This is a genomic window from Promicromonospora xylanilytica, from assembly GCF_054782895.1.
Window position 1 is genome coordinate 1 of the sequence record NZ_BAAGRP010000018.1, and the last position, 24,271, is coordinate 24,271.

The following is a 24,271-nucleotide window of genomic DNA, read 5'->3' on the forward strand; positions in this document are numbered from 1 at the left end:
TCCACCTCGGACTCATGCACCTGGCCTGCGCCATCATCTGCTGGCGCAAACTCCCAGGCCGGTCATTCTGAAACGAGGTCTAAGAGCGTTATTCAGCGTGCGAGGCTCGGGAGCGGTCTCGTAGCGGCTTGACCAGCATCGTTGCTGGGGCAGGGCGTGGTTCGGCAGGTAGCGCAATGGTCCTCGTGTCTGTTGGATCGGGGTTGTCGAGACCACCAGTCGAGCCGAACGACGGGTCGATGCGCTACCGCTCTACTGCCAGGCTGACTCGTGCCCAGATGGCCGAGCTGATCGCCCGCTGTTGGCCGGTCCACTCCGGCCGCCAGCGCGTTGACCTGGGGCCAATAAGCCATCGTGATGCCGTTCGGCAAGGCCGTGTCGATGGCTTGATCACGGCCTGGCACAACCTTGCTCAGCAGCTGACGGGTGACCTGTTCGGCGTCTCCCAGGCCACAGCCTCCCGCATCTGGCGCCACCTGCTGCCGATCATCGGTCAAGTCACCGCACTGGACTGCTTCCGCCAGGCCGACGCACTCGAGCGGGGGCGGCTTTTTGGTCCAGCGTCCTGACCACCGAACAGGTTCACAGAGGGCGGGCGGCCGGTCCTGCGTGCGAGGTGGGGGCAGGGGCTCCATATCAATGGATGGACGGTAGATCCGAAGACGAACGCGTCGGTGAGCCCGGACGACTTCGCGTCTCGCGCGGAGTGCGACGCGCTGAACTGTCCGGTCAAGGAGTTCCAGCTGTACGACCTGGTGGATGCCCGGTGTAACGACGGAGGCGTGTACTCGGAGATCACGTTCGACTGGCGGGCAGCCCTCACCCCTACCGGCTCACCCGAACCGGCTCCCATGCGAAGCCGTCCGGGTCCGTGAACTCGCCGAGGTCGCTGTTGATCGCGATCCGGTGCGAGCCCGTCCCCTCGGGCGCCACCCCGCCGTCCTTTGCCAGGGCGCCACGCTTGTACAGGCCGAACCCGATCGGGCTGGCGCCCATCGTGAAGTCGACGTACGAGCCGAAGCTCTTACCCACGGTCAGGCCGCGCTCGACGTAGAACTTCTTGCTCGCCGACACGTTGTCGGCCCCGATGAGCAGCACGATCTCGTCGACCTTCCGGGAGACCGGTGCGGAGTCCTTCTTGGCCGAGGTCGCGAGCTTCCAGATGGCGCCGTCGGGTGCCTGGACCACGCCGCCGTGGCCCCACATGGACTTGGCCACCGGCCTGAGAACGGTGGCCCCCGCGGCGACGGCGGAGTCGAACAGGGCGTTGACGTCGCCCGGCTGGGAGGAGATCAGTGACAGGTGGTACCCGCGGAAGCCGCTGGTCGGTGCGTCGGTCTCGCGGAGGTGCAGCCGGTCGCCCAGGTCGAACGCGGCGTCGTAGAAGGAACCTGCGGTGCTGAGGTCGGTCACCTCGAGGGTGACGGAGTCGATGTGTGCCATGCCCATCACGTTAGGTTCGGCGCGGCTCCGGGCGCTTCTCGATTCCTGACCGGTCCCTGACAGGCCAGGATCTGGCGGACCCGCGCGCTGAAAAGTAGCCTTCTCACCATGTCGCCAGCGCTGCTCGACTGGATGCTCGACACCGACCCGGCCCTGCGCTGGCAGGTCGAGCGTGACCTCGCGGACGCGCCGGAGCCCGTCTGGCGGGCGACCCGAGCCCGCGTCGCCACCGAAGGTCTCGGCGCAGGCCTGCTCGCACGGCAGGACCCTGACGGGCAGTGGGCGGGCGGAGCGTACTTCCCGGCCGACTTCCAGGGCGACGAGGAGGGCCAGCCCTGGACGGCCACGACCTGGACGCTCAACACCCTGCGCGACTGGGGCCTCGACGCCGCCGCGCTGGCCGGCACGGCCGAGAAGCTGGCAGCGAACAGCCGGTGGGAGTACGACGACCTGCCCTACTGGGACGGCGAGGTCGACTGCTGCATCAACGGCTTCACGCTCGCCAACGGTGCATGGCTCGGCGCGGACGTCCCGGGCATCGCCCAGTGGTTCGTCGAGCACCGCCTGCCCGACGGCGGGTGGAACTGCGAGTGGGTCGAGGGCTCGACCCGCTCGTCGTTCCACTCCACCCTCAACTCCCTGAAGGGCCTCCTGTACTACGAGGCGGTGACCGGCGGGAGCGACGAACTGCGCGCCGCCCGGCGGGCCGGCGAGGAGTACCTGCTGGAACGACGGCTGCTGCGCCGGCTGTCCACGGGCGAGCTCGTCGGTCCCTGGGCGACCTGGTTCGCCTACCCGTTCCGCTACGTCTGCAGCGCCCTGCATGCCCTGGACTACTTCCGCGCAGCGGCGCTGCACGACGGCGCCGGGCCTGATCAGCGGCTCGCCGATGCGGTCGAGGTGGTGCGCACCGCCCGTCGTCCGGACGGGACCTGGCTGCAGCAGGGCCGACTCCCGGGGCGGGTCTGGTTCGAGGTCGACGTGCCGGCGGGGGAGCCCTCGAGGTGGCTCACGTTCCACGGCACACGGGTGCTCGACTGGTGGGACGGTGGGGGGCGCTGCGCCTTCCGGGGCTGATGTCCCGGGTTGATGTCCTGGGTGGATCGTCCGGCTGAGAGGCGTCGGCCATGCGACCAGCGCCCGGGCCCGCCGTCGACTGCAGACATTGTCGCTGCCGTCGACGCCGACTGCAGAGTTGGTCGCGGTGAGAGGCCGGAGAACCGCGACCAACTCTGCACTCGTCGGCGCGGGCCGCGACCAACTCTGCAGTCGGCTTCGAGCGGGGCCGGTCCCGGGGCCGATCCGACCCTGGCGGGCCCGTCCCGCCCGCCGACACCCGTTTGACGCAGGAATTTACAGCGCTGTAAATTCCGCGAGTCGCAGTGATCAAGGGAGATGCAGCGTGAGTTCAGGTCCCAGTCGTTCCGTTTCGCTCAACCGTCGCTCGTTCCTCGCCGGCTCGGCGGCCCTCGTCGCACTCGGCGCAGCGGGGTGTGCGCCGGCCTCCCGAGCCGCCGGTGGCGGCGGTGTCACCCTGCGCTTCTACGAGCAGAAGCAGGAGGTGATCGCGTACTTCGACGAGCTGCTCCGCCGCTTCGAGAAGGCGCGTCCCGGCATCACGGTCGTGCACGACTCCACGGTGGCCATCGCGCCGCAGTTCGTGCGCAACGAGCCTGCCGACGTCGGCTGCTTCAACGACAACCTCGAGCTCGCCCGGTACCTCAAGCGCGGGGTGCTCGGCGACCTGTCCGACCTGCCGTCCGCGCGGACCGTGCGGACCGACATCGGCGTGCTGACCGACCAGTACGCCACCTACCCCGGCCGCACGAGCGTCCTGCCGTACTCGCTCGCCGCCGCCGGCGTCATCTACAACAAGAAGATCTTCGCGGAGCACCAGCTGCCGGTACCGGAGACCTGGTCCCAGTTCGTCGACGTGTGCGACGAGCTCACCCGGGCCGGCGTCACCCCGATCTACGCGACCGACCGGGACACCTGGACGCTCTGGCAGGGCCTGTTCGACTACTCGGTCGGCAGTCTGGTGGCGCCGGGGGAGTTCTTCCGCCGCATGAAGGAGCTCGGGACCGACGTGGGCCCGGACTCCGACGTCTCGTTCGAGCAGGACTTCGCCGTGCCGATGGAGCGAGCGAAGACCATCTCCTCGTACTTCAACAAGGACCATGCGGTGCGGGCGTACGCCGACGGCAACCTCGCGTTCGGCAAGGGCGAGGCCGCGATGTACCTGCAGGGCCCGTGGGCGCTCAGCCAGATCGCGATCGTCGACCCCGATCTCGAGGTCGGCACGTTCGCGCTGCCCGTCTCGGAGAACCCCGACGAGCGGCAGGCCAGGGTCAACATCGACCTCGGCCTGTGGATCCCCACGGCGTCGAGGCACCAGGACGAGGCACGCGAGCTGGTCGAATTCCTGATGCGGCCGGAGATCATCAACGCCTACAACGCCGACAACCTGGCGTACTCGACGCTCACCGACGCCCCGCCGCAGCGGGACGAGCGCCTGGCGGGTCTCCAGGACTACGTCGACCGCGCGGCCTTCTACCAGGGCGCCGGGACGTTCGTGCCGACGTCGATCCCGCTCGGCAACTACCTGCAGTCGGCCATCCGCAGCGGCAACTTCGAGGGCATGCTCCGCCAGCTCGACGCCGACTGGCGCCGCCTCGCGGGACGGGAGGCCACCGTATGAGTGACACAACGTTGTATCAATCCGTGGCGAACCAGATCGCCCAGCTCAGCGAGGAGCGACGATGACCGCACAAGCCACCCTGCCCGTGCCCTCCGTGGCGGAGGCCGGCCCGCCGGCCCGCCGTACGGGCAGCGGACGCGGCGTCGAGCCGGTGTACTACCTGTTCCTGGTGCCCACGCTGCTCGTGTTCACGGCGTTCGTCGTGGTCCCCGCCCTGATCGGCATCTTCTACAGCCTCACCGACTACGTCGGGTTCGGTGACTGGTCGTTCCTCGGCCTGCGCAACTACGCGGCCCTGTTCAGCGACCCGCGGATCCTCGAGTCGTACGGGTTCACGCTCGGCTTCGCGGTGGTGACCGTCGTCGTCGCGCAGGTGATCGCCCTCGCGCTCGCCGTGGCACTGTCGCGGCGGATCCGCTTCGCGACGACGCTCCGCACCGTCTTCGTCATCCCGATGGTGGTCTCCGGCATCGTCGTCGCCTACGTGTTCAACTTCCTGTTCTCGAACTCGCTGCCCGCGCTCGCCACCGCCGTCGGCTTCGGGCCGCTGGAGGAGAGCATCCTCGGCAACCCGGACCTCGCCTGGCTCTCCATCGTGATCGTGTCCGCCTGGCAGACGATCCCCGGGGCGCTGCTCGTCTACACGGCAGGACTGACGTCGATCCCGAGCGACCTCTACGAGGCCAGCGCGCTCGACGGCGCCTCCCCGTGGCGGCAGTTCCGGTCCATCACCGTGCCGCTCATCGCGGGCTTCATCCTCATCAACACGATCCTCGGCGTGAAGGGCTACCTCGGCGTGTACGACGTCATCGTCGGTCTGACGGGCGGAGGGCCCGGCACCGCGACGAGCAGCGTCGCCATGACGATCTTCGGCGGGTTCACCGGCGGCGACTACGCCTACCAGATGGCCAACGCCACGGTGTTCCTGATCGTCACCGCCCTCATCTCCGTCGCCCAGATCGTCGCCACCCGTGGAAAGGCGGTCCAGCTGTGAAAACCGTGAACCGCACCAACTGGCCCCTGACGATCGTCCTCGGCCTCGCCACGCTCACGGTGTTCGTGCCCCTGTACGTGACCCTGTCGATGGCGTTCAAGTCGAGCGCCCAGTCGGCGGACGGCAACGCGTTCTCCCTGCCGGCGCCGTTCAACCCGGCCAGCTTCGCCGAGGCCTGGGAGCTGACCCGCTTCCCGGTCTCGTTCGGCATCTCGGTGGGCGTCGCGGCGCTCGCCGTGGTGCTGACCCTGTTGCTGAGCTCGCTGGCCGCCTACGCCATCGCGCGGAACTGGTCGCACCGGTTCTTCCGCTGGTCGATGATCTACCTGCTGGTGGCGCTGTTCCTGCCGTTCCCGGTCGTCGCGCTGCCGCAGATCCAGCTCACGGCGTTCGCCGGCCTCGACAACCCGGTCGGCGTCGGCATCCTGCACGCCATGTTCCAGCTCTCCTTCAGCGTGCTGCTGTACACCGCGTACCTGCGCTCGATCCCGATCGAGCTCGAGGAGAGCGCCCGCATCGACGGCGCGAGCACCTGGCAGATCTTCTGGCGGATCATCCTGCCGCTCCTGGGACCCATGAACGCGACCGTCGGCATCTTCGCGTTCCTCGCGTCCTGGAACGACTTCATGATGCCGTCGCTCATCACGTCCGACCCGACGTTGCAGACCCTGCCCGTCGTGCAGAACATCTTCCAGAGCCAGTTCGGCACCAACTACAACGTCGCCTTCGCGTCGTACCTGATGGCGATGGCGCCGACGATCATCGTCTATCTGTTCGCGCAGCGCTGGGTGATCAGCGGTGTGACGCAGGGTGCCGTCAAGCACTGAGTCGGCCGAGTGCCGAGCTGGGCACAGACCCGAGCACAAACCCGAGCACCCACCTGAGCACGAGGAGTTTCATGTCAGAGATCGTCGACAGCCTGCCCGTCATCCGGCCCCTGCCGGACGCGGCGCCCCGTGCGCGGACCGAGCAGCAGGTGCACGGCACGGGCTGGCGGATCACCGTCCTGTCCGACGGCGTCTTCCGCCTCGAGCGCTCGACGGACGGCGGCTTCGAGGACCGCGCCTCCGCGTTCGCGATCCGCCGGGACCTGCCCGCCGCCGAGTTCGCCGTCGAACGGGTCGGCGACGGCGTGGTGCTCACCACCGCTCGTGCCCGGCTGCGCTACGACGGTGGCGAGTTCTCCGCGAGCGGGCTGGTCGTCGAGGTCCTGGGGCAGGACGCGGGGCGCTGGCGGTACGGCGAACCGACGCGCGACCTCGGCGGCACGGCCCGCACGCTGGACGACGTCGACGGCCGCACCGAGCTCGAGCCAGGGGTCGTCGCGCCCGACGGGATCGCCGTCGTCGACGACTCGGCGTCGTTCCTGTTCGAGGACGACGGCTGGGTCGGCTCGCGCGTTCCCGGCCGGCAGGACCTGTACGTGTTCGCTCACGGCCGCGACTACACCGACGCGGTCCAGGACCTGTACGAGGTCTCCGGGCACCCGATGCGGCTGCCGCGCTGGGCGCTCGGCAACTGGTGGAGCCGCTACCACCCGTACAGCGACGAGTCCTACCTGGCGCTCATGGACCGGTTCGACGACGAGGGCATCCCGCTGTCCGTCGCGGTGATCGACATGGACTGGCACCGCGTCGGGTCGGTGCCGCCCGAGTTCGGCAACGGCTGGACGGGCTACTCCTGGGAGCCCACGCTCTTCCCCGACCCCGAGCGCTTCCTGCGCACCCTGCACGAACGAGGCCTGCGCACCACGCTGAACCTGCACCCGGCCGACGGCGTCCGCGCCTTCGAGGACGCGTACCCCGCCATGGCCCGCGCCATGGGCGTCGACCCGGACGGCGGGGAGCCGATTCCCTTCGACCCCGTCGACCCGGTCTTCCTGCAGGCCTACTTCCGCGAGCTGCACCACCCGCTGGAGGCCCAGGGCGTCGACTTCTGGTGGATCGACTGGCAGCAGGGCCGCACCTCCGGCCTGCCCGGCGTGGACCCCCTGTGGGTGCTCAACCACTACCACCACATCGACGCGGCCAGGGACGACGGGCCGGGCATGACGTTCTCCCGCTACGCGGGCCCCGGCAGCCACCGGTACGCGGTCGGGTTCTCCGGCGACGCCGTCGTCTCGTGGGCGTCCCTGGCGTTCCAGCCCGAGTTCACCGCCACCGCCGCCAACATCGGCTACTCGTGGTGGAGCCACGACATCGGCGGGCACACGCGCGGCGTGCGCGACGACGAGCTGGCGACCCGCTGGGTGCAGTTCGGCGTGTTCTCCCCGATCATGCGGCTGCACTCCGCGAACAACCCGTTCATCCGCAAGGAGCCGTGGGTCTTCCCGCCCGAGCACCACGCGGCCATGGCCGACGCGCTGCGGTTCCGCCACCGGATGATCCCGTACCTGCACACGATGAACCACCGTGCCGCGGCGGGCGTGCCGCTGGTCCGGCCGATGTACCACCTGGAGCCGCGGCGCCGCGAGGCGTACACCGTGCCCAACCAGTACGCGTTCGGCAGCGAGCTGCTGGTCGCGCCGATCACCTCGCCGCGGGACGCCGCGTCCCTGCGCGGGAGCGTGCGGGTGTGGCTGCCCGCCGGGCTGTGGACCGACATCTTCACCGGCGCCGTCTACCAGGGCGACCGCACCGTGGAGATGCACCGGACCGACGAGTCCATCCCGGTGCTGCTGCGCGCGGGCGGCATCCTGCCGCTCGACGCGGGCTCCGACCTCGACGCCACCCGCAACCCGGCGGCGCTCGAGGTGCTGGTCGCCCCGGGAGCCTCCGGCGAGCTGGTCCTGGCGGAGGACGCCGAGGACGACTCCGTGGGTGAGGGCGGCGGTCCCGCGGCGCGGACCGCCTTGTCCTGGGCTCGGGAACGCGGCGAGCTCCGGATCGCCGCGGTGGGGGACACCACCGTGCTGCCCGCCGAGCGGCAGTGGACGGCGACGTTCCTGGCGGCACTGCCCGAGGGCGAGGTGACGGTCGACGGTGTGCCGGCCCAGGTGAGCGGCGTCGACGGGCGGTGGAGCGTGACGGCCTCCGCGCCGACGGCGGGGGAGACGGTCGTGCGGGTCGGCGGCGGCCCGCTCCGTGTCGGCACGGACCGCCGCGCGGCGGCACGCGTGATCCTGGAGTCCGCGCAGGCCGGGAACCCGGAGAAGCTGGAGGCATGGGACATCGTGCGCAGCGAGCGGACCGCGACCGAGAGGCTGGCGGAGCTCGCGGCCGTGGACCTGCCGGAGCCGGTGCGCGCGGCGCTGGTCGAGCAGCTGGCGGTGGTCGGGGGCTGACCGGAGCTCAGCCGTCAGGGGAGCCGCGGGGCGCTCTCGCGGAACAGGAGCTGGTGGCCCACCGTGACGTGCCGGCCCGGTTCCGCGAACCCGCCCAGGCGGTCGAGGAGCAGGTCGAGGGTGCGTTCCGCGAGCGCCCGGGTGTCCGGTGAGACCGAGGTCAGGCTCGGTACGGTGCTCGCGCCGAGCTCGATGGCGTCCCAGCCGATGACCGCGACGTCGGCCGGGACGTCCAGCCCTCGCCGGCGCAGGGCGCGCAGCGCGCCGATGGCGGCGAGGTCGTCGCGGCACAGGAGCGCGTCCAGGGTGAGTCCTGCGCCGAGCGCGGCGTCGAGCGCCTGCTCGGCACCGGGCGCGTCGCCGGACCCGCGGGGTACGAGCAGGTCGGGGTCGTAGGGGAGGCCGGAGTCGGCGAGGGCGGCGCGATAGCCCTCCAGCCGTTGCGCGGACGTGTAGGAGGCGGGGCCGGTCTCGTGGCCGAGGAACCCGATGCGGCGGCGTCCGGTCCGTACGAGGTGGCCGACGGCGTCGCGGGCGGCGGCGACGTTGTCGATCGCCACCTGGTCGGCGTCCGCCGGCTGCGGGTCCTCACCGAGGAACACGACGGGCATGCCGTGGCGCAGCTCGTCCAGGTCGCGGGCGGCGAGCGCCTGCGGCTGCATGACCATCCCGTCCATGATCCCGTGCTCCCGGTCGCGCAGCACGGAGCGCTCGCCGTCGGCCGTCGCGCCGGTCTCGGCGAGCAGGATGCGGTACCCGCGGGCCGCCGCCACGCGGGCGAACACGTGCGCGAGCTCGGCGAAGTACGGGCGCCGGAGGTCGGGGAACGCGAGCCCGAGCATGCGCGACCGGCCGGTGGCCAGGCTGCGGCCGGTGCTGTTCGGCCGGTAGCCGAGCTCGTCGATCGCCGCCTGGACGCGCTCCCGCATCCCTGGGCTGACATGGCGGTAGCCGCGGACGACGTTGGACACGGTCTTCATCGAGACGCCCGCGCGGTCCGCGACGTCCTGCAGGGTCACCCGGTCCATGACGGCAGGCTACCGTCGGCGCGCGCACCGCCCGGCGCCGGCCGGTGCGGCGAGCGGTGCCCGGTAGCCTGCCGGACGGCCGGTCGTCAGATGAGGCCGAGGGCGAGCATGGCGTCCGCGACCCTCGTGAAGCCGGCGATGTTGGCGCCCGCCACGTAGTCGCCGGGCACGTCGTACTCGTCGGCGGTCTCCAGCGTGCGGTCGTGGACGCCCCGCATGATCTCCGCGAGGCGTTCCTCGGTGTGCTCGAAGCTCCACGAGTCGCGCGAGGCGTTCTGCTGCATCTCGAGCGCGCTGGTGGCGACGCCGCCTGCGTTCGCGGCCTTGCCAGGGGCGAACCGCACCCCCGCGTCGCGGAGGAACCGGATCGCGTCGGGTGTGGTCGGCATGTTGGCCCCCTCCGCGACGATGCGGCAGCCGTTCTCGACGAGGCTCTTCGCGTCGGTGGCGCTCAGCTCGTTCTGCGTGGCGCACGGTAGCGCGATGTCGCAGGGCACCTGCCAGATCGACCCGCCGGCGACGTACCGTGCGCTGCTGCGGCGCTCCGCGTAGTCGGCGACGCGGCCGCGGTGGCCGTTCTTGATCTCCTTGAGCAGGTCGAGGTCGATGCCGGCCTCGTCGACGACGTATCCGTTGGAGTCGGAGCACGCGACCACGCGGGCGCCGAGCTGGTGGGCCTTCTCGATGGCGAAGATCGCCACGTTGCCCGAGCCGGACACGACGACCTGCTTGCCGTCGAAGGAGTCCCCGGCGTGGGCGAGCATCTCTTTGACGAAGAAGACCGTGCCGTACCCGGTGGCCTCCGTGCGCACCTGGGACCCGCCCCAGCTGAGGCCCTTGCCCGTGAGCACACCGGACTCGTACCGGTTGGTGATCCGCTTGTACTGCCCGAAGAGGAAGCCCACCTCGCGCTGGCCGACGCCGATGTCGCCCGCGGGCACGTCGGTGTACTCGCCGAGGTGGCGGTACAGCTCGGTCATGAACGACTGGCAGAACCGCATGATCTCTGCCTCGCTGCGGCCCTTGGGGTCGAAGTCGCTGCCGCCCTTGGCCCCGCCGATCGGCAGCCCGCTGAGGGAGTTCTTGAAGATCTGCTCGAAGCCGAGGAACTTCACGATCCCGAGGTACACGGACGGGTGGAAGCGCAGGCCGCCCTTGTACGGGCCGAGGGCGGAGTTGAACTCGACGCGGAACCCGCGGTTGAGCTGCACGCGCCCGGAGTCGTCGGTCCACGGCACCCGGAAGATGATCTGCCGTTCGGGCTCGCACAGCCTCCGGATCACTTCGGCGTCGGTGTACTGGGGGTGCTTGGCCACGACCGGGCCAAGGCTCTCCAGGACCTCACGGACGGCCTGGTGGAACTCGGTCTCCCCGGGATTGCGGGTAATGACCTCGTCGAAGACCGGGATGAGGCGCTCGTCCAAGTGGGGCACGCGATTTCTCCGTTCGGGCGGTGCAAGGGCAGCGACACGATACGCACTGGCGTCAGGAGGTCGTCCTGGCGTCCCACGGTTTGGCACGACGAGTGGTGCGACCCGGCCTCTGGTCGGTGATAGAAAGGACAAGCCGCATTTCAATCGGGAGCGGTGCGTGATGGCCGTCGGGTCGTGGCGGCCGTCGCCGCCGGCCGGTCGAGGGTGATGAGGCACAGCTCAGGCTCGACGAAGGGCACGAGCTGGGCCGCAGGCCCGGTGTTCTCGAGCAGCCGTTGGACCAGGCCGCGGTGCACCGAGCACACGACCTCGGGGTGTTCCCGTGCGGCGCCGCGGAACGGGCAGGCGTGCAGCCGGATCGCCTGCTCGTCCGGCGCCGGCTCCGGGTCGAACCCGATGCGGTCGAGCACCTCGACCAGGCCCGCGACGGGGCTGTCGGCGGCAGGCTCGTCGAAGGTGTCGGCCCACCGCCGGCCCGCGCGGGTCGCGTCGGCGGCCGGCTCGTTCTCGCGGGCCAGCGTGTCGGCGAGTACCCCGATGAGCTGTTCGCGGGCATCGGAGTCGTGCGCGGCCCCGGCCGGCGCGTAGAGGATGCGCGGCCGTCCGCGTCGTTTCTCCGCGCTGGGCCGACGCCGGGCCAGACCCGCGTCGGCGAGCTGGTCCAGGTGGAAGCGCGCGGTGGTGACGTGCAGCGCCAGCGCCTCGGCGACGCCGGTGGCGTCCAGCGGCTCGGGCGCCGCCAGCAGGACGTCCAGGACCTGCCGGCGGCTGGTCGAGGCGAGTGCGGCGTGGTAGTCCTCGCTTCGTCCTGTCATCGGACTGATCCCCGCATGTTCGGTGCGGGCATGTTCGGAGCGGGCATCTTCGGTGCGGGGGCCATGCCCTCGCGGCGCCCGATCGTCTCGAGCAGGCTGCCCGACCGGCCGGCCAGGCGCCGCTGCATGGACTCGGCGATCCGGCCCGCCTGCAGCTTGGCACGCTCCGCGACCGGCCCGGAGAACCGGGCATCGATCGTGGCGGTCCACAGGCTCACCCACCGCTCGAAGTGCTCGGTACCGAGCGGGTGCCTGGAGTTCAGCGCGAAGTGCACCTGCAGCGCGTTGCGCCGGTAGAGGCCGGCGTTGAACAGCACCGTCTCCCAGAAGTCGCACATGATCGGCAGGTGATGCTCGAGATCCAGCCGCGCGACCTCGGTGAACACCGGGCCGATCAACGGGTCCTGGAACGCCGACTCGTAGAACGCCGTCACCATCTGCTCGACATCGGCCCGAACCGCTAGGTCTGCCATGTGGTCAGCGTACCTGAATAAAAAGTGGTTGAGTGCTTTTAAAAGCATCAGGAGAGCTCTGCGGTCGCCCACGCCGTCCCGTCCGGTGCGGTCAGCCGGACGGTCACGACGTCGTGCACGGCGACGTCGAGCACGCCACCGGCCGAGCATGTGCCGCCGTCCACGACGCACGACCCGAGCGAGACCTCGCGAGTACCTGGTGCGGGGGTGCGACCTGACCCGTAGGGGTAGCGGTCCGCGGCGTCGGCCCGGTCGTCGGCTGCTGTGTCGTCGGTTCCGGTGTCCTGGGCTCCGGAGTGCTGGGCTCCGGAGTCCTCGGCGACGGTGACGGTGACCGTGTAGCTCGGCGCCGCGCCGTCGCGGACCACCACGTACGCCCAGGACGGGTTGCCCTCGTAGAGGAAGACCGTGCCGACCGACCGCGCCGGGCTCCCGGACGCCTCGTCCGTCACGAGATCGGCCGCGGCGAGATAGCGGCCGTCCGCCGTGTCGAGCGTCGTGCGGTAGGCGGCGGCGAGGTCGCGGTCCGGTTCCGTGGCGACCCACACCCCCGCGCCGCCGACGCCGAGCAGCCCCACGCCCAGGACCCCCGCGAGGACGACCCTCCGTGCCCGGTGCCGCCGGACGGCGGCCGGGCGGGCCGGTTCGACACGGCCGGCGGCCCGGCCGGGCGAGCCGGCCGGCCCGGCGGATCGGTCGGCCGGGCGCGGCGCGGCGGAGGAGCGCGCGTCCCGTCCGGGCGCGAGCCGGGCGAGGACGCGGTTCTCAAAACCCGCGGAGGGTTCCCGCTCCGGGACGAGCAGGAGCAGCTCGTCGGCCGTGCCGGCCAGCGACGCGAGGTCGTCCCGGCACCTCTCGCAGGTCGCGAGGTGCGCCATCACCATGCCGCGCGTGGTGCCGTCGGCGACGTCCAGCGCCACCTCGGTGAGCGCGTCCCGCAGCTCGGCGCACCGTCCCGTCGTCCACGGCTCGGTCGTCATGGTGTCTCGACCTCCCGGGTGCTCTTCAGCTCGTCGCGCAGGTGCCGCAGCCCCAGGCGGATGCGGGTCTTCGCCGTGCCCAGCGGTACCCCGGTCCGTTCGGCGATCTCGGCTCCGCTGAGCCCGAAGACCGCGGCGAGCACGACCGCCGTCGCCTGGTCCCGCGGGACCCGTGCGAGGGCGGCGTTCACGGTGGTGCCGGTCACCACGCGTTCGGCGAGGCGGTCGGGGTCGGAGACCGTCCCCCTGGTGACCGTCTCCGCCATGACCACGGGGTCGACGGGCACGTCACGCCGCACACGCAGCACGTCGATCGCTGCGTGCCGGGCGATCGCGAGGAGCCACGTCGTGGCGCGGCCACGGCGCGGGTCAAAGGCGTCGGCGTGCCGCCACGCGCGCACGAAGGTCTCCTGGGCCACCTCCTCGGCGACCGCGGGGATGCCGACGACGAAGAGCGCGAGCCCGTACACCCGCGCCTGGTGACGGCGCACGAACACGGCAGCCGCGTCCGGGTCGTCCGCGGCCATCCCGGCGAGGAGCGCCTCGTCCGATGCCGTCATGTCCTTTCCTACGCACACGTACCGCTCGTGGATCTCCCTTTCCCGGATTGCGCCGTCCGGCGAGAGATCCGTCCGGGCGCCACGCGACGTAAGGACCTGTGACGGAAGCCCTACGAGGACTACCAGAGCGAGGACGACCGGAACTGGGACGACCGGAACTGGGACCGGAACTGGGACCGGACGAGGAGGAACCATGTTCAGACTACGCGGGCACAGACCACGAGGAGCGAGGCTCGTCGCCGGAGCGGCACTGACCGTCCTGCTCGCAGCGGGCTGCGGTGGGGGAGACGGCGGGACCGGTGGTGGCTACGGGGGTGGGCCCGGCGTTGGTGGCGATGCGGAGGGAGGCGGCATGACCCTCGAGATCACCTCGCCGCAGGACGGCGACACCGTCGAGGTGCCCTTCACCGTCGAGCTCGCCTCCAGCGAGGAGCTCGGCCCGACGGACTCCGGCGCCCACCACGTCCACGTCTTCTTCGACGGCGACGACCAGGAGTACCAGGTGGTCGAGAGCGACAGCGTCGAGATCACCGACCTGCCGGAGGGCGAGCACGTGGTCAACGCGTCGCTGCGCAACGCCGACCACTCGCCCGCCGGGGTGGAGGCCGAGGTCACGGTGACCGTCGGCGCCGGCGGCACGGAGAGCGATACCGGCGGCGACACCGACACCAGCGATGGCTACTGAGCCGAGGGGCGCCGAGCCGAAGGGCGCCGAGCTGGCGGGCATCGTCGAGCGCAACCGCCGGCCGGCCCGCTGGTTCCACGCCGGTGTCTACGTGACGGTCCTCGTGCTCCTGGCCACGGGGTGGTGGCTGGAGCTGGGCCAGGAGGGCAGCCCGAGCGTGCTCGCGCGCACCACTGGGGCCTCGGATGCCGAGCTGCACACCGCCACCGGCTGGGTCCTTGCGGGGCTGACGGTGCTGGCCGCTGCCGTCGGCGCGCGGGGGTGGCGCACCTTCTGGCGGGACTCCGTCCGGTTCGACCGCGGCGACGCCGCCTGGTTCCGGCGCTGGCCGGCCGCGGTCCTCACCGGTCGGTTCGCGCGGCACGAGGGCCGGTTCGACCCCGGGCAGCGCATCGCCAACCTGGTGCTCGTCGTGACGCTGCTCGCCCTCGTCGTCTCAGGCGTCGGGCTGGCGCTGGTCAGCGGCGGCCCGGCGTTCGTCTGGTTCCTGCTGGTGCACCGGTGGGCCACGTACCTGGTGACGCCCGTCGTCGTCGGCCATGTGATCATCGCGTCCGGGATCCTGCCCGGCTACCGCGGTGTCTGGCGAGCCATGCACCTGGGCGGCCACCTCCGCCGCGCGGACGCCGCCCGGGTCTGGCCGACCTGGACGAACCGCCACCCGAACTGATCGCCCGTTGAGTGCGGGGTATCTGCCCTCCCTGGACCGCCAGGAGGGCAGATATCCCGCACTCAACGAGGCTGTCAGTGGTGGGTCATTCGACCAGCTTGCCCTCCGTCGAGGTCTCCTCTGCCCGGATCAGGGCTGCGATCTCCTCGGGGACCTCCGGGATCTCCTCACGGACCACACCCGTGCGCGGGGACCAGACCAGGTTGACCTGCAGGGCGGGGTCGAGGTCGGGGTAGTCCGAGCGGTTGTGGCAGCCGCGGGTCTCGCGGCGTTCGCGGGCGGCCTCGAGCGTGGCTCGTGCCGCGATGAGTGACGCCTTGAGGTCGAAGGCGTGCGCGAGGTCGCTGAATCCGGCGATGTCGGGGTGGATGCCGACGTCCTTGGCGCGTACCTCGATCTCGTCGAGCTCCCGCAGGCCCGCGATCAGGCCTTGTTCGTCCCGTACGACGCCGGCGTGCTCGGTCATCGTGTTGCGTACTGCGCGTTGCAGGGCGCGTACGTTCTCGTGCCCGTCGGCGGCCAGGAGGTCGGCGATCTCGGCGCGGGCCTGGGCCTCGGCGTCGTGCGACCGGCGCTGCGTCTCCAGGCCTGCCGAGTAGGCCGCGGCGGCCCGGCCGACGATCCGGCCGAACACGAGCAGCTCGATCAGGGAGTTGCCACCGAGCCGGTTGGCGCCGTGCAGGCCGGAAGATGCCTCACCGATGGCGTACAGGCCGTCGACTTCAGTGCTGTGGTCCTCGGGTCGGACCCAGACGCCGCCCATGGAGTAGTGGGCGGTGGGGGCGATCTCGATGGGCTCGGCGGTGATGTCGAGCATCTGCAGCTCGAGCATGGTCTGGTAGACGCGCGGCAGGCGGGACATGATCGTCTCGCGCGGCAGGTGGGACACGTCGAGCCACACGCCACCGTTCTCGGTGCCCCGCCCTTCCTTGATCTCGGTGTAGGCGGCCAGGGCGACCCGGTCGCGGGTGGACAGCTCCATCCGCTCGGGGTCGTAGTTGCGCATGAAGCGTTCGCCCAGGGCGTTGCGCAGGATGCCGCCCTCGCCGCGCGCTGCCTCGGAGATCAGGGTGCCGGCGGCGTTCTCGGGTTCGAGGATGCCGGAGGGGTGGAACTGGACGAGTTCCGGGTCGCGCAGGCGTGCTCCGGCCTCGACGGCGAGGCGGAACGAGTCGCCGGTGTTCTCGTCGCGGCGGGAGGAGGTGCGCCGCCAGATCCGGTTGTGGCCGCCCGCGGCCAGGATCACGGCGTCGGCGTGGATCAGGTGCGGCGTGCCGTCGGTCAGGTCGAACCCGTACGCGCCGAACACGACGCCGTCGTGTACCAGGATGCGCGTGATGTAGAGGGAGTCGAGGATCGGGATGTCGAGCTGAGCTGCCCGGTTCACGAGGGAGCGCTGGATCTCCAGGCCGGTGTAGTCGCCGGCGAACGCGGTTCGGCGGTAGGTGTGGGCGCCGAAGAACCGTTGCGAGATGCGGCCGTCGTCCTCCCGGGCGAAGGCCATGCCGTACCGCTCGAGGTCGGCGATTCCCTGGCCGGCGCCCTGCGCGACGATCTGGGCCGTGTGCGGGTTGGCCAGACCGTAGCTCTCCTTGATCGTGTCGGCGGCATGCTGCTGCCAGGAGTCCTCAGCATCCATCGTGCCGAGTGCCGCGTTGATCCCGCCCGCGGCCAGTGAGGTATGGGCGTCCATACGCGGCCGCTTGCCCAGCGCCAGCACATCGACACCCTGTTCTGCGAGCTCGATCGCGGCACGAAGCCCTGACCCGCCCGTCCCGATGACCAGCACTGTCGTTGAGATCCGACGTTCGGTGATGTTCATACTCAATCCGACCACCGGAAGGCGCGATCCGTGACAGGTTCAGGCTGTGTGGATTCTCATCATGTGAGATGGGTCATCGGGCGGGCAGGGTCGGCTCGGTCAGGTCGGCTCCGCAGTGGATCTCCGCCAGCGCGGCGAAGACGACGCGGTTGAGGTGGAAAGCATGGTGCGCCTCGGCGAGCGTGGTGGCCACCTCGTCGGTGTCCAGGGCCAGGTCGTCGAGCTGACCGCGGTACGCGTCCTTGAACACCTTGACCTTGGGGATGTCCGGGAAGGTGTAGAAGGCCACCCCGTCGCCGTCCAGGCCGTAGTGCTGCTTCATCATGCGCTTGACGATCTGTCCGCCCGACAGGTCGCCCAGGTAGCGGGTGTAGGAGTGTGCGGCATAGTGCGGCAGGCTGCCGCTGACCTCGCGCACACGGTCCGCGTACTCCCTGGTCGCCGGCAGGATGCGGATCTTCTCGCGCCAGGAGGGCCCGTACAGGAAGGAGAGGTCCTGTTCGATCGCCGGCACCCGCGTGAGCTCGTTGAAGACGAGGCCGGCGCCGCGCCCGTCACGCACGACGGCGCTGGCCTCCTCGAGCGCCTCGTAGACCACGAGAAGCTGAGCCGAGAGGTCGGCGTAGGCGGCCCGGTCCAGCGCGCCGGATAGAAGCTTCTCGATGAAGTCCTCGGAGTTGGCGGCGCCGTGGTCGGCGCGCGTTCCCTCGCGGAGCAGGGCGGACAGCGGGATGTCTTCCTCGACGGCCAGGCTCATGGACTCTCCTCCGAAGCGGGGGCAAGGTGCTGACAACATGTCATCACGTGGCGAGCATAGCAACCAGGTAAGGAGAACCTAACCTCTGGCCGAGCCGTCATGCTCCTCGTTGCTCCTCCCCTTCGGCACCGGCCCGTTGTGGACCGACCGCGTGTGACGACCTACCGTCGGCGCATGCCTGCTCCAGAGCCTGCCGCAGACCGGCCGACCCTGCCCGCACCCGACTTCGTCGACCTCGACGGCACCGACGGCGCCCGCGTCGCCACCTACGTGCTCGAACCGGCGGGCCGGGCACCGGTCGGCGACGTCGTGCTCTGCCACGGCACCCCGTGGTCGGCGCACGTGTGGGCGCCCGTCGCCCGTGCCCTCAGCGAGGACCATCGCGTGTTCCTCTGGGACATGCCCGGGTACGGCGCGTCACCCAAGGAGCCGACCCACCCGGTGGACCTCGTCGCCCAGCGGCAGCGGTTCGCGGCGCTGCTGGGCCACTGGTCGCTGGACCGGCCGCACGTGGCGGCCCACGACATCGGGGGAGCCGTGGCGCTGGGCGCGCACCTCCTGGAAGGCGTCGAGGTCGCGAGCCTGTTCCTGCTCGACATCGTGACGCTGGACCCGTGGGGGTCGCCGTTCTTCCGGCTCGTGGCCCAGCATGAGGCAGTCTTCGCGGCGGTGCCCGGCCCACTGCACGCGGCTCTCGTCCGGGAGTACATCGCAGGCGCGGCGAACCATCACCTGTCCGACGACGTCGTCGAGGCGCTCGCGCAGCCCTGGCTCGACGAGGCCGGGCAGGCCGCGTTCTACCGCCAGATCGCCCAGCTCTCGCCCGACCACACCGCGCCGATCGTCGACCGGCTCGACCAGGTGCGCTGCCCGGTGCGGATCGGCTGGGGCGTCGACGACCCGTGGATCCCGTTCGAGCAGGCCGCGCGGCTCAGGGCGGCGCTTCCCGGAGACCCCGAGGTGGTGGACCTCCCGGGGCGGGGCCACCTGGCCCCCCTGGAGGATGCCGCCACCGTGGGGCAGGCCGTGCGGCAGTGGATCGATTGCGGGTGACAGATCGATTGCGGGGGACGGATCGGTCGCGGGTGACAGATCGGTCGCGGGTGACGGTCGCCTGCGGGTGGCGCTGCCTCGTGTGAGCCTGGGGCCATGAGGGGCTTCACGATCATCGGCACGGGGAACATGGGTACCGCCATCTCGGCGCTGGCCGCGCGCGGCGGTGCCCCGGTGCAGAGCGTGGCGCACGGTGAGCGTGTCGAGACCTTCACGGGCGACGTCGTCGTGCTCGCCGTGCCGTACGAGGCGCTGGGCGACGTCGCGGCGCGGTACGTCGACCAGCTCGCCGGCAAGGTCGTCGTGGACATCACGAATCCCGTGGACCTGGCCGATGGTCGCCGCCGGGAGATCCGGGCGGGCAGCGCCGCCGCCGAGCTGAGCACGCGACTGCCCCAGTCGCGTGTGCTGAAGGCCTTCAACACCAGCTTCGCCGCGACGGTCACGTCCGGTGAGCTCACGGCCCACGACGCGGCTCCGGTGCCGCTGACGGTCCTCGCCGCCGGGGACGACGTCGACGCGAAGTCGTCGGTGCTCGACGTGGTCGAGGCCTCGGGGGCGCGTGGCATCGACGTCGGACCGCTGGCTCGTGCCAGGGAGCTGGAGGCCGTGGGGTTCCTGCAGCTCGGTCTCGCGCTGGGTGACGCTGTGCCGTGGACCGGAGGGTTCGCGGTGGTGCGCTGACCCGGGCAGCGAGGGCTTCCGGCTTACACGGCGGTAGTTCCGGGTACCTGTGGCGGTCCCTCTGTGGCGTGGGTACGTTGCATTTGGGCGCGGGTTTTCACCCGGTCCCGCAGGGGGATGCACTTCAGCACACCTCCGCGCACGTACGCCACGTATGCGAGGAGCAGTCATGACTGAGAACTACGGGCAGCCCGAGCAGGGCGGCCAGCAGGGCCAGGAGTCGACGTCGGAGTTCGGCTCGAACGAGAACACGTCCGAGGGCTACGGCTCGCAGGGTGGGACGCAGAGCGGCGAGGGTTCGTCGTACGGCGAGTCGCAGCAGGGCTCGGAGGGTTCGTCGTACGGCCAGTCGGAGTCGTCGGAGTCGTCCGGGTACGGCCAGGGTGGGTCGTCCTCCGAGGGTGGTTCCTACGGGCAGGGCGAGTCGTCGTCCCAGGGTGAGTCGTACGGGCAGAGCGAGGGCTCGTCCGAGGGCGGTTCGTACGGGCAGGGCGGGGGCGGCGAGTCCCAGGGGTCGTCGTACGGCCAGACGGAGCAGTCGGGGGGTTCCTCGTACGGGGAGTCGTCAGGCGGACAGTCCGGTTCGTCGGAGTCCTACGGACAGGGCGAGGGTTCGTCGGAGGGCGGTTCGTACGGGCAGGGCGGGGGCGGCGAGTCCCAGGGGTCGTCGTACGGCCAGACGGAGCAGTCGGGGGGTTCCTCGTACGGGGAGTCGTCAGGCGGACAGTCCGGTTCGTCGGAGTCCTACGGACAGGGCGAGGGTTCGTCGGAGGGCGGTTCGTACGGGCAGGGCGGGGGCGGCGAGTCCCAGGGGTCGTCGTACGGCCAGACGGAGCAGTCGGGGGGTTCCTCGTACGGGGAGTCGTCAGGCGGACAGTCCGGTTCGTCGGAGTCCTACGGACAGGGCGAGGGTTCGTCGGAGGGCGGTTCGTACGGGCAGGGCGGGGGCGGCGAGTCCCAGGGGTCGTCGTACGGCCAGACGGAGCAGTCGGGGGGTTCCTCGTACGGGGAGTCGTCAGGCGGACAGTCCGGTTCGTCGGAGTCCTACGGACAGGGCGAGGGTTCGTCGGAGGGCGGTTCCTACGGGCAGAGCGGTGGCTCCTCGCAGGGCGAGTACGGCCAGGGTGAGGGCTCGTCCCAGGGCGGGTCCGAGTTCGGCGCTGAGGAGCAGGGTGGTCAGGGCGAGCAGGGTGGCCAGTACGGCTCGCAGGAGCAGGGTGGCGAGCAGCAGAACGAGCAGGGCTGGGGCTGAGCAGCCTTCGGCCGGCACTCTCGGCGGGGTCCCGACTGAGGTCGGGGCCCCGCCGTCGTGTCCGGCTCGTCAATGGTGTGGCGAACGCCCCGCCGTCGGGCATAACGTTCGTGGTGGCGAACGTGAGGCGTGACGACCCTCGGCCTGGCACCACCGGGCGAACGCTCGGCCCGCGCGTGCGGCGTACCGACGAGAGGCCGGGATCTCCCGGCAAAGGAGTGGTGGCACCGCGACCTAGCCCCCGCCCGCTCCTCCAGGGCCTTCGCTCTGAAGGAGGAATGATGAGACCACCTTTGCCGTCACGTACGCCGTCACCTTCGCCGTCACCTCTGTCATCGCCGGCCACGTCCGAGACGGGCATCGGCGCACCCGCACCCGCAGCTGCACCTGCACCAGTACCCGCAGCCGCGGGTGCTGCGTCGGGCGGACCGGCGGGCGCCGTCGTCCGAACCCTGGCGCACGACCTTGCTGCTGTGCCCGCCGGATCGGCGGTGCGCCTGCAGGGCTGGGTCCACCGGCGTCGCGAGCTCGCGACCGTGACGTTCCTCGTGCTGCGTGACCGTACCGGCCTTGCCCAGATCGTGGTGCGTGCGGGCGCGGGGACGGTTCCGCCCGAGGAGACCACCGTGGAGGTGACCGGAACGGTCACCGCCAACTCGCAGGCCCCTGGCGGCGTCGAGGTGACGGAACCCGTGATCACGCCGCTCACCGATGCGGCGGAAACTCCACCGGTCGAGCTGTGGCGGCCAACGCTGCAGGCCGCGCTACCGACCCTCCTCGACCACGCGGCGGTCGCATGGCGCCATCCGGCGCAGAGGGCACGCTGGGAGGTCGCGGCGACGAGCCTGGGCGCGTTCCGGTCCACGCTCGACGCGGCCGGCTTCACGGAGATCTGCACCCCCAAGCTGGTCGGCACGGCCACGGAGTCCGGGGCGAACGTCTTCGAGGTCGACTACTTCGGCCGGCCTGCGTACCTGGCGCAGTCGCCGCAGTTCTACAAGCAGCAGATGGTCGGCGTGCTCGAGCGCGTCTACGAGGTGGGTCCGGTCTTCCGGGCCGAGCCGCACGACACCGTGCGGCACCTGGCGGAGTACCGCTCGCTCGACGTCGAGCTCGGGTTCGTGCGCGACCATCGCGACGTGCTCGCCGTGCTGCGTGAGGTGCTCGCCGGGATGGCCGACGCCGTACGCGCCTCCGGCGCCGCCGAACGGCTCGCCATCGAGGTGCCTGAGGTCCCCGCGGAGATCCCCGTGATCCACTTCGCCGACGCCCTGGCGCTCGTCGGCGCGCCGTCCGACGAACCGGACCTTGCACCGGAGCACGAACGCGCACTGGGTGAGTGGGCGAGGGCCGAGCACGGGTCGGAGTTCGTCGCCGTGGAGGGCTACCCCATGGCGAAGCGGCCGTTCTACACGCACCCGTTCGCCCGTCCTGCCCGAACGGGCCCGGGTACGGGTACGGACACCGCACCCGGGGAGGCGCGGTGGAGCAACAGCTTCGACCTGCTGTTCCGCGGGCTGGAGCTGGTCACCGGAGGACAACGTCTGCACCGGTACGCCGACTACGTCGCGGCGATCGAGGCGCGGGGCGAGGACCCGGCGGCCTACGCCTCGTACCTGGCGGCGTTCCGGCACGGGATGCCGCCGCACGGCGGGTTCGCGATCGGGCTGGAGCGCTGGGTGGCGCGCCTGGTCGGGGCGGCCAACGTCCGGGAGGTGACGCCGTTCCCGCGGGACCTGCACCGCCTGGCGCCTTAGCGTGCTGACCAGGGACAGGAGCACCGTGCCGTGGAGGCTCAGCCCGGGTGCGGTCATGCCGCGCGCCTGGCCGCATCCGGAAGGGAGCCGGCCGAGGTGATCACGCGGCCGTGCCGGTCGGTGAGGGTCCAGCCGGAGTGCCGTTCGCCGCCGGGGTTCCCCGTCCAGCGCATGGTGATACCGGTGGTGTCGACCAGGTCGTGGTGGTGGTAGCACAGCAAGGCGGAATTTCGGACGCTGGTCTCCCCACCGTCGGCCCAATGACGTTCGGCGTGGTGGACCTCGCAGTGTCCGGCTGGCTGCGTGCAGTCGGTATAGACGCAGTGCTTGTCCCGAGCGATCACGGCACGGCGCATCTGTCCGTTGACGGTGCGCTGTGATCGCCCGACGTCGAGAACCTGCCCGTCAGGCCCGAAGACCACGCGTGTCACCGCGGAGTCGCACAGCAGACGTCGCAGTGTGGCGGTCGGAACGAGCGACGAGGAGATGCCGAACCGTGCCGGCGCCGCCGTGACGTCCGTGAGGCTTGTCGGCGTGTCGAACAGGCGGTCGGCGCGGGGCTCGTCTCCCGTTCGGTCCGTGGTGCCGTTCCCGGGACCTGCACCGTCGCGGGCAGCGAACGCAGTGGTCAGCCGGGTGAGCTCCGTCCAGGAGATGGTGACGGTGACGTGCGGTCGTACTGCGGCGCCGGTCCCGGTAGCTCCGTTGTCGAGCGCCGTGCGAGCGAGGTCAGCGAGCGCCTGGGCGCGTCGCTGCGTGGGTGTGCGGTCGTCGCCCGGCGTGGGTGCACCCATGACGGAGTCCATGGCCGCACGGAGGGCCTCACCGTGTTCATCGGTAAGGAAGCCCTCGACGTGATAGCCGCCGAAGGTCTTGGCCACGTCGAGGTGCTCCCGCTCGGAGGCCTGTTTGTAGCCACGTTCGTCGGACGCGGGGTCGGCGACCCGGGCGAACCGGTCCACGAACCGTCGGAAGACGAGAGGCCCGTGCTGGTCGGCCAGGTCGAGCAGCAGCTCCTCGCCGGTCGGTCCGGGCGCGGCGGTCTCGCCGCCGTCGGCGGTGCCGTCCTCGGTGCCGTCGGCGGAGCCCCCGACGGGTTCCCCTGAATCGTCGCCAGGGGCGTCGTCACCGGTCTCCGGGCCGTTGCCGTCGGAGGTATTGACCTCGGGTGGTGTCGGGTCGGACGGTGTCGGGTCGGACGGCGTGACGTCCGCGGCGGTGACGTCCACCGGAGTCAGCAGCGCCCTGCGTCGTTCTTCGGACGTCGGGCCGACGTCGACCATCGTCCGCACCTGGTCCATACCGAGCCGTCCGCTGAGGGCGGCAGCGAGCGTGGCCGGCAGGTGCTCCAGCAGGCGCTCGGCCGTACGGACCTCTCTGGACGCCGTGCGCAGTGTGACCTTCTCCCGGCGAGCGAGCCACGTCCGGAACGTGCGCGAACCGTCGAGCGCCCACATCCCGTCGGCCTCGATCCGGTACAACCAGGTCATCCGGAGCACGTCCAGTTGTGCGGACAGGGTGCGCAGCAGAGGGGATGTGACAGTCAGGCGAGAGCCGATCCCAGAACCACTGCCGAGGGCGTCGCTGCTCAGCGCAGTCGGGCCCGCCACGTCGATGAGCTCGCGGGTCAGGGACTCGAGATCCGCGACGACGTCTTCAAGCGAGCGGGAGCCGGTCGGCGCGCCCGGGTCCGGTTGTGTCAGCACCATTCGGCTCACCCCCAAGGTCTCGTGCCGGCGGTGTGCCGGCAGTAGCGACCGTATCGAACAGACGTACCCACTGCGAGGCAGATTTGAAATCTGTGGATAACCGTCCGTGACGGGTGAGCCCGCCACCGTGCCGACCGGTGCGACCGGCCGGCCGGTCGCACCGGGTGTCACGTCG

At 71.0% G+C, this 24,271-nt stretch carries 22 protein-coding genes; 12 read left to right on the forward strand and 10 right to left on the reverse strand.

The annotated features are described in order from the left end of the window. Window positions 1-278: 278 nt before the first annotated feature. Window positions 279-569, forward strand: a complete 291-nt coding sequence (locus ACYVK7_RS15715) for a helix-turn-helix domain-containing protein (protein ID WP_460888662.1) — start codon at window positions 279-281, stop codon at window positions 567-569. Window positions 570-825: 256 nt separating this feature from the next. Here the strand turns inward: ACYVK7_RS15715 and ACYVK7_RS15720 are convergent, their stop codons facing one another. After that, window positions 826-1,443, reverse strand: a complete 618-nt coding sequence (locus tag ACYVK7_RS15720) for a VOC family protein (protein ID WP_460888663.1) — start codon at window positions 1,441-1,443, stop codon at window positions 826-828. A 108-nt stretch (window positions 1,444-1,551) separates the two neighbouring features. On the opposite strand from ACYVK7_RS15720, the gene ACYVK7_RS15725 reads away from it, so the two are divergent. From ACYVK7_RS15725 to ACYVK7_RS15745, 5 genes are all read left to right on the forward strand, one after another. Beyond that, entirely contained in the window at window positions 1,552-2,520 is a 969-nt protein-coding gene (locus ACYVK7_RS15725) for a squalene cyclase (RefSeq protein WP_460888664.1), read from the forward strand. Between the two features lie 325 nt (window positions 2,521-2,845). After that, entirely contained in the window at window positions 2,846-4,141 is a 1,296-nt protein-coding gene (locus tag ACYVK7_RS15730; RefSeq protein ID WP_460888665.1) for an ABC transporter substrate-binding protein, read from the forward strand. A 61-nt stretch (window positions 4,142-4,202) separates the two neighbouring features. After that, window positions 4,203-5,135 carry a carbohydrate ABC transporter permease gene (locus ACYVK7_RS15735; protein ID WP_460888666.1) on the forward strand — a complete coding sequence of 311 codons (933 nt, stop codon included), beginning with the start codon at window positions 4,203-4,205 and terminating at the stop codon, window positions 5,133-5,135. A gap of 5 nt (window positions 5,136-5,140) precedes the next feature. After that, a complete protein-coding gene (locus ACYVK7_RS15740; RefSeq protein ID WP_460888726.1) occupies window positions 5,141-5,962 on the forward strand; it encodes a carbohydrate ABC transporter permease in 822 nt (273 codons plus the stop codon). A 71-nt stretch (window positions 5,963-6,033) separates the two neighbouring features. Then, window positions 6,034-8,418 (forward strand): glycoside hydrolase family 31 protein, encoded by a 2,385-nt coding sequence (locus ACYVK7_RS15745; RefSeq protein WP_460888667.1) that lies wholly within the window; start codon window positions 6,034-6,036, stop codon window positions 8,416-8,418. A 14-nt stretch (window positions 8,419-8,432) separates the two neighbouring features. Here the strand turns inward: ACYVK7_RS15745 and ACYVK7_RS15750 are convergent, their stop codons facing one another. The 6 genes from ACYVK7_RS15750 to ACYVK7_RS15775 all read right to left on the reverse strand — a co-directional run bounded on the left by ACYVK7_RS15750 (window position 8,433) and on the right by ACYVK7_RS15775 (window position 13,707). Continuing rightward, window positions 8,433-9,446, reverse strand: a complete 1,014-nt coding sequence (locus ACYVK7_RS15750; RefSeq protein ID WP_460888668.1) for a LacI family DNA-binding transcriptional regulator — start codon at window positions 9,444-9,446, stop codon at window positions 8,433-8,435. Window positions 9,447-9,532: 86 nt separating this feature from the next. Next, window positions 9,533-10,870, reverse strand: a complete 1,338-nt coding sequence (gene gdhA, locus ACYVK7_RS15755) for an NADP-specific glutamate dehydrogenase (protein WP_460888727.1) — start codon at window positions 10,868-10,870, stop codon at window positions 9,533-9,535. 149 nt (window positions 10,871-11,019) lie between these two features. Further along, window positions 11,020-11,694 carry a helix-turn-helix transcriptional regulator gene (locus ACYVK7_RS15760; protein ID WP_460888669.1) on the reverse strand — a complete coding sequence of 225 codons (675 nt, stop codon included), beginning with the start codon at window positions 11,692-11,694 and terminating at the stop codon, window positions 11,020-11,022. Then, entirely contained in the window at window positions 11,691-12,167 is a 477-nt protein-coding gene (locus ACYVK7_RS15765) for a group III truncated hemoglobin (RefSeq protein WP_460888670.1), read from the reverse strand. The genes ACYVK7_RS15760 and ACYVK7_RS15765 overlap by 4 nt, the downstream gene beginning before the upstream one ends. 47 nt (window positions 12,168-12,214) lie before the next feature. Beyond that, complete coding sequence (locus tag ACYVK7_RS15770; protein ID WP_460888671.1) at window positions 12,215-13,147, reverse strand: zf-HC2 domain-containing protein; 933 nt, start codon at window positions 13,145-13,147, stop codon at window positions 12,215-12,217. After that, window positions 13,144-13,707, reverse strand: a complete 564-nt coding sequence (locus ACYVK7_RS15775; protein ID WP_460888672.1) for an RNA polymerase sigma factor — start codon at window positions 13,705-13,707, stop codon at window positions 13,144-13,146. Before ACYVK7_RS15775 ends, ACYVK7_RS15770 begins: the two co-directional genes overlap by 4 nt. A 352-nt stretch (window positions 13,708-14,059) precedes the next feature. On the opposite strand from ACYVK7_RS15775, the gene ACYVK7_RS15780 reads away from it, so the two are divergent. Then, complete coding sequence (locus ACYVK7_RS15780) at window positions 14,060-14,392, forward strand: hypothetical protein (RefSeq protein ID WP_460888673.1); 333 nt, start codon at window positions 14,060-14,062, stop codon at window positions 14,390-14,392. After that, a complete protein-coding gene (locus ACYVK7_RS15785) occupies window positions 14,382-15,062 on the forward strand; it encodes a cytochrome b/b6 domain-containing protein (RefSeq protein WP_460888674.1) in 681 nt (226 codons plus the stop codon). Before ACYVK7_RS15780 ends, ACYVK7_RS15785 begins: the two co-directional genes overlap by 11 nt. An 85-nt stretch (window positions 15,063-15,147) precedes the next feature. Here ACYVK7_RS15785 and ACYVK7_RS15790 read toward each other — a convergent pair whose 3' ends face one another. Then, a complete protein-coding gene (locus tag ACYVK7_RS15790) occupies window positions 15,148-16,884 on the reverse strand; it encodes an L-aspartate oxidase (protein ID WP_460888675.1) in 1,737 nt (578 codons plus the stop codon). Between the two features lie 73 nt (window positions 16,885-16,957). Then, window positions 16,958-17,641 carry a biliverdin-producing heme oxygenase gene (locus ACYVK7_RS15795; RefSeq protein WP_460888676.1) on the reverse strand — a complete coding sequence of 228 codons (684 nt, stop codon included), beginning with the start codon at window positions 17,639-17,641 and terminating at the stop codon, window positions 16,958-16,960. 174 nt (window positions 17,642-17,815) lie between these two features. Between ACYVK7_RS15795 and ACYVK7_RS15800 the strand changes: the two genes are divergently transcribed. From ACYVK7_RS15800 to aspS, 4 genes are all read left to right on the forward strand, one after another. Next, window positions 17,816-18,694: an alpha/beta fold hydrolase gene (locus ACYVK7_RS15800; RefSeq protein WP_460888677.1), complete on the forward strand. Its 879-nt coding sequence runs from the start codon at window positions 17,816-17,818 to the stop codon at window positions 18,692-18,694. Window positions 18,695-18,790: 96 nt separating this feature from the next. Beyond that, on the forward strand, window positions 18,791-19,378 hold the full coding sequence (locus tag ACYVK7_RS15805) for an NADPH-dependent F420 reductase (RefSeq protein ID WP_460888678.1): 588 nt from the start codon (window positions 18,791-18,793) through the stop codon (window positions 19,376-19,378). 169 nt (window positions 19,379-19,547) lie between these two features. Then, window positions 19,548-20,630 carry a hypothetical protein gene (locus ACYVK7_RS15810; RefSeq protein WP_460888679.1) on the forward strand — a complete coding sequence of 361 codons (1,083 nt, stop codon included), beginning with the start codon at window positions 19,548-19,550 and terminating at the stop codon, window positions 20,628-20,630. A gap of 452 nt (window positions 20,631-21,082) precedes the next feature. Next, window positions 21,083-22,387, forward strand: coding sequence for an aspartate--tRNA(Asn) ligase (aspS, locus tag ACYVK7_RS15815; RefSeq protein ID WP_460888728.1), 1,305 nt, complete (start codon window positions 21,083-21,085; stop codon window positions 22,385-22,387). Between the two features lie 53 nt (window positions 22,388-22,440). Here the strand turns inward: aspS and ACYVK7_RS15820 are convergent, their stop codons facing one another. Continuing rightward, window positions 22,441-24,096, reverse strand: coding sequence for an HNH endonuclease signature motif containing protein (locus tag ACYVK7_RS15820; RefSeq protein WP_460888680.1), 1,656 nt, complete (start codon window positions 24,094-24,096; stop codon window positions 22,441-22,443). Window positions 24,097-24,271 lie beyond the last annotated feature (175 nt).

Excerpts from the sequence above, each read along its gene's own strand:
- ACYVK7_RS15720 (WP_460888663.1), bottom strand. The coding sequence starts at position 1,443 with ATGGCACACATCGACTCCGTCACCCTCGAGGTGACCGACCTCAGCACC.
- ACYVK7_RS15795 (WP_460888676.1), bottom strand. The coding sequence starts at position 17,641 with ATGAGCCTGGCCGTCGAGGAAGACATCCCGCTGTCCGCCCTGCTCCGC.
- ACYVK7_RS15785 (WP_460888674.1), top strand. The coding sequence starts at position 14,382 with ATGGCTACTGAGCCGAGGGGCGCCGAGCCGAAGGGCGCCGAGCTGGCG.
- ACYVK7_RS15775 (WP_460888672.1), bottom strand. The coding sequence starts at position 13,707 with ATGACGGCATCGGACGAGGCGCTCCTCGCCGGGATGGCCGCGGACGAC.
- ACYVK7_RS15770 (WP_460888671.1), bottom strand. The coding sequence starts at position 13,147 with ATGACGACCGAGCCGTGGACGACGGGACGGTGCGCCGAGCTGCGGGAC.
- ACYVK7_RS15790 (WP_460888675.1), bottom strand. The coding sequence starts at position 16,884 with ATGAACATCACCGAACGTCGGATCTCAACGACAGTGCTGGTCATCGGG.
- ACYVK7_RS15780 (WP_460888673.1), top strand. The coding sequence starts at position 14,060 with ATGACCCTCGAGATCACCTCGCCGCAGGACGGCGACACCGTCGAGGTG.
- ACYVK7_RS15805 (WP_460888678.1), top strand. The coding sequence starts at position 18,791 with ATGAGGGGCTTCACGATCATCGGCACGGGGAACATGGGTACCGCCATC.
- ACYVK7_RS15810 (WP_460888679.1), top strand. The coding sequence starts at position 19,548 with ATGACTGAGAACTACGGGCAGCCCGAGCAGGGCGGCCAGCAGGGCCAG.
- ACYVK7_RS15820 (WP_460888680.1), bottom strand. The coding sequence starts at position 24,096 with ATGGTGCTGACACAACCGGACCCGGGCGCGCCGACCGGCTCCCGCTCG.
- ACYVK7_RS15750 (WP_460888668.1), bottom strand. The coding sequence starts at position 9,446 with ATGGACCGGGTGACCCTGCAGGACGTCGCGGACCGCGCGGGCGTCTCG.
- ACYVK7_RS15725 (WP_460888664.1), top strand. The coding sequence starts at position 1,552 with ATGTCGCCAGCGCTGCTCGACTGGATGCTCGACACCGACCCGGCCCTG.
- ACYVK7_RS15760 (WP_460888669.1), bottom strand. The coding sequence starts at position 11,694 with ATGACAGGACGAAGCGAGGACTACCACGCCGCACTCGCCTCGACCAGC.
- ACYVK7_RS15715 (WP_460888662.1), top strand. The coding sequence starts at position 279 with ATGGCCGAGCTGATCGCCCGCTGTTGGCCGGTCCACTCCGGCCGCCAG.
- ACYVK7_RS15745 (WP_460888667.1), top strand. The coding sequence starts at position 6,034 with ATGTCAGAGATCGTCGACAGCCTGCCCGTCATCCGGCCCCTGCCGGAC.
- ACYVK7_RS15735 (WP_460888666.1), top strand. The coding sequence starts at position 4,203 with ATGACCGCACAAGCCACCCTGCCCGTGCCCTCCGTGGCGGAGGCCGGC.
- ACYVK7_RS15765 (WP_460888670.1), bottom strand. The coding sequence starts at position 12,167 with ATGGCAGACCTAGCGGTTCGGGCCGATGTCGAGCAGATGGTGACGGCG.
- ACYVK7_RS15800 (WP_460888677.1), top strand. The coding sequence starts at position 17,816 with ATGCCTGCTCCAGAGCCTGCCGCAGACCGGCCGACCCTGCCCGCACCC.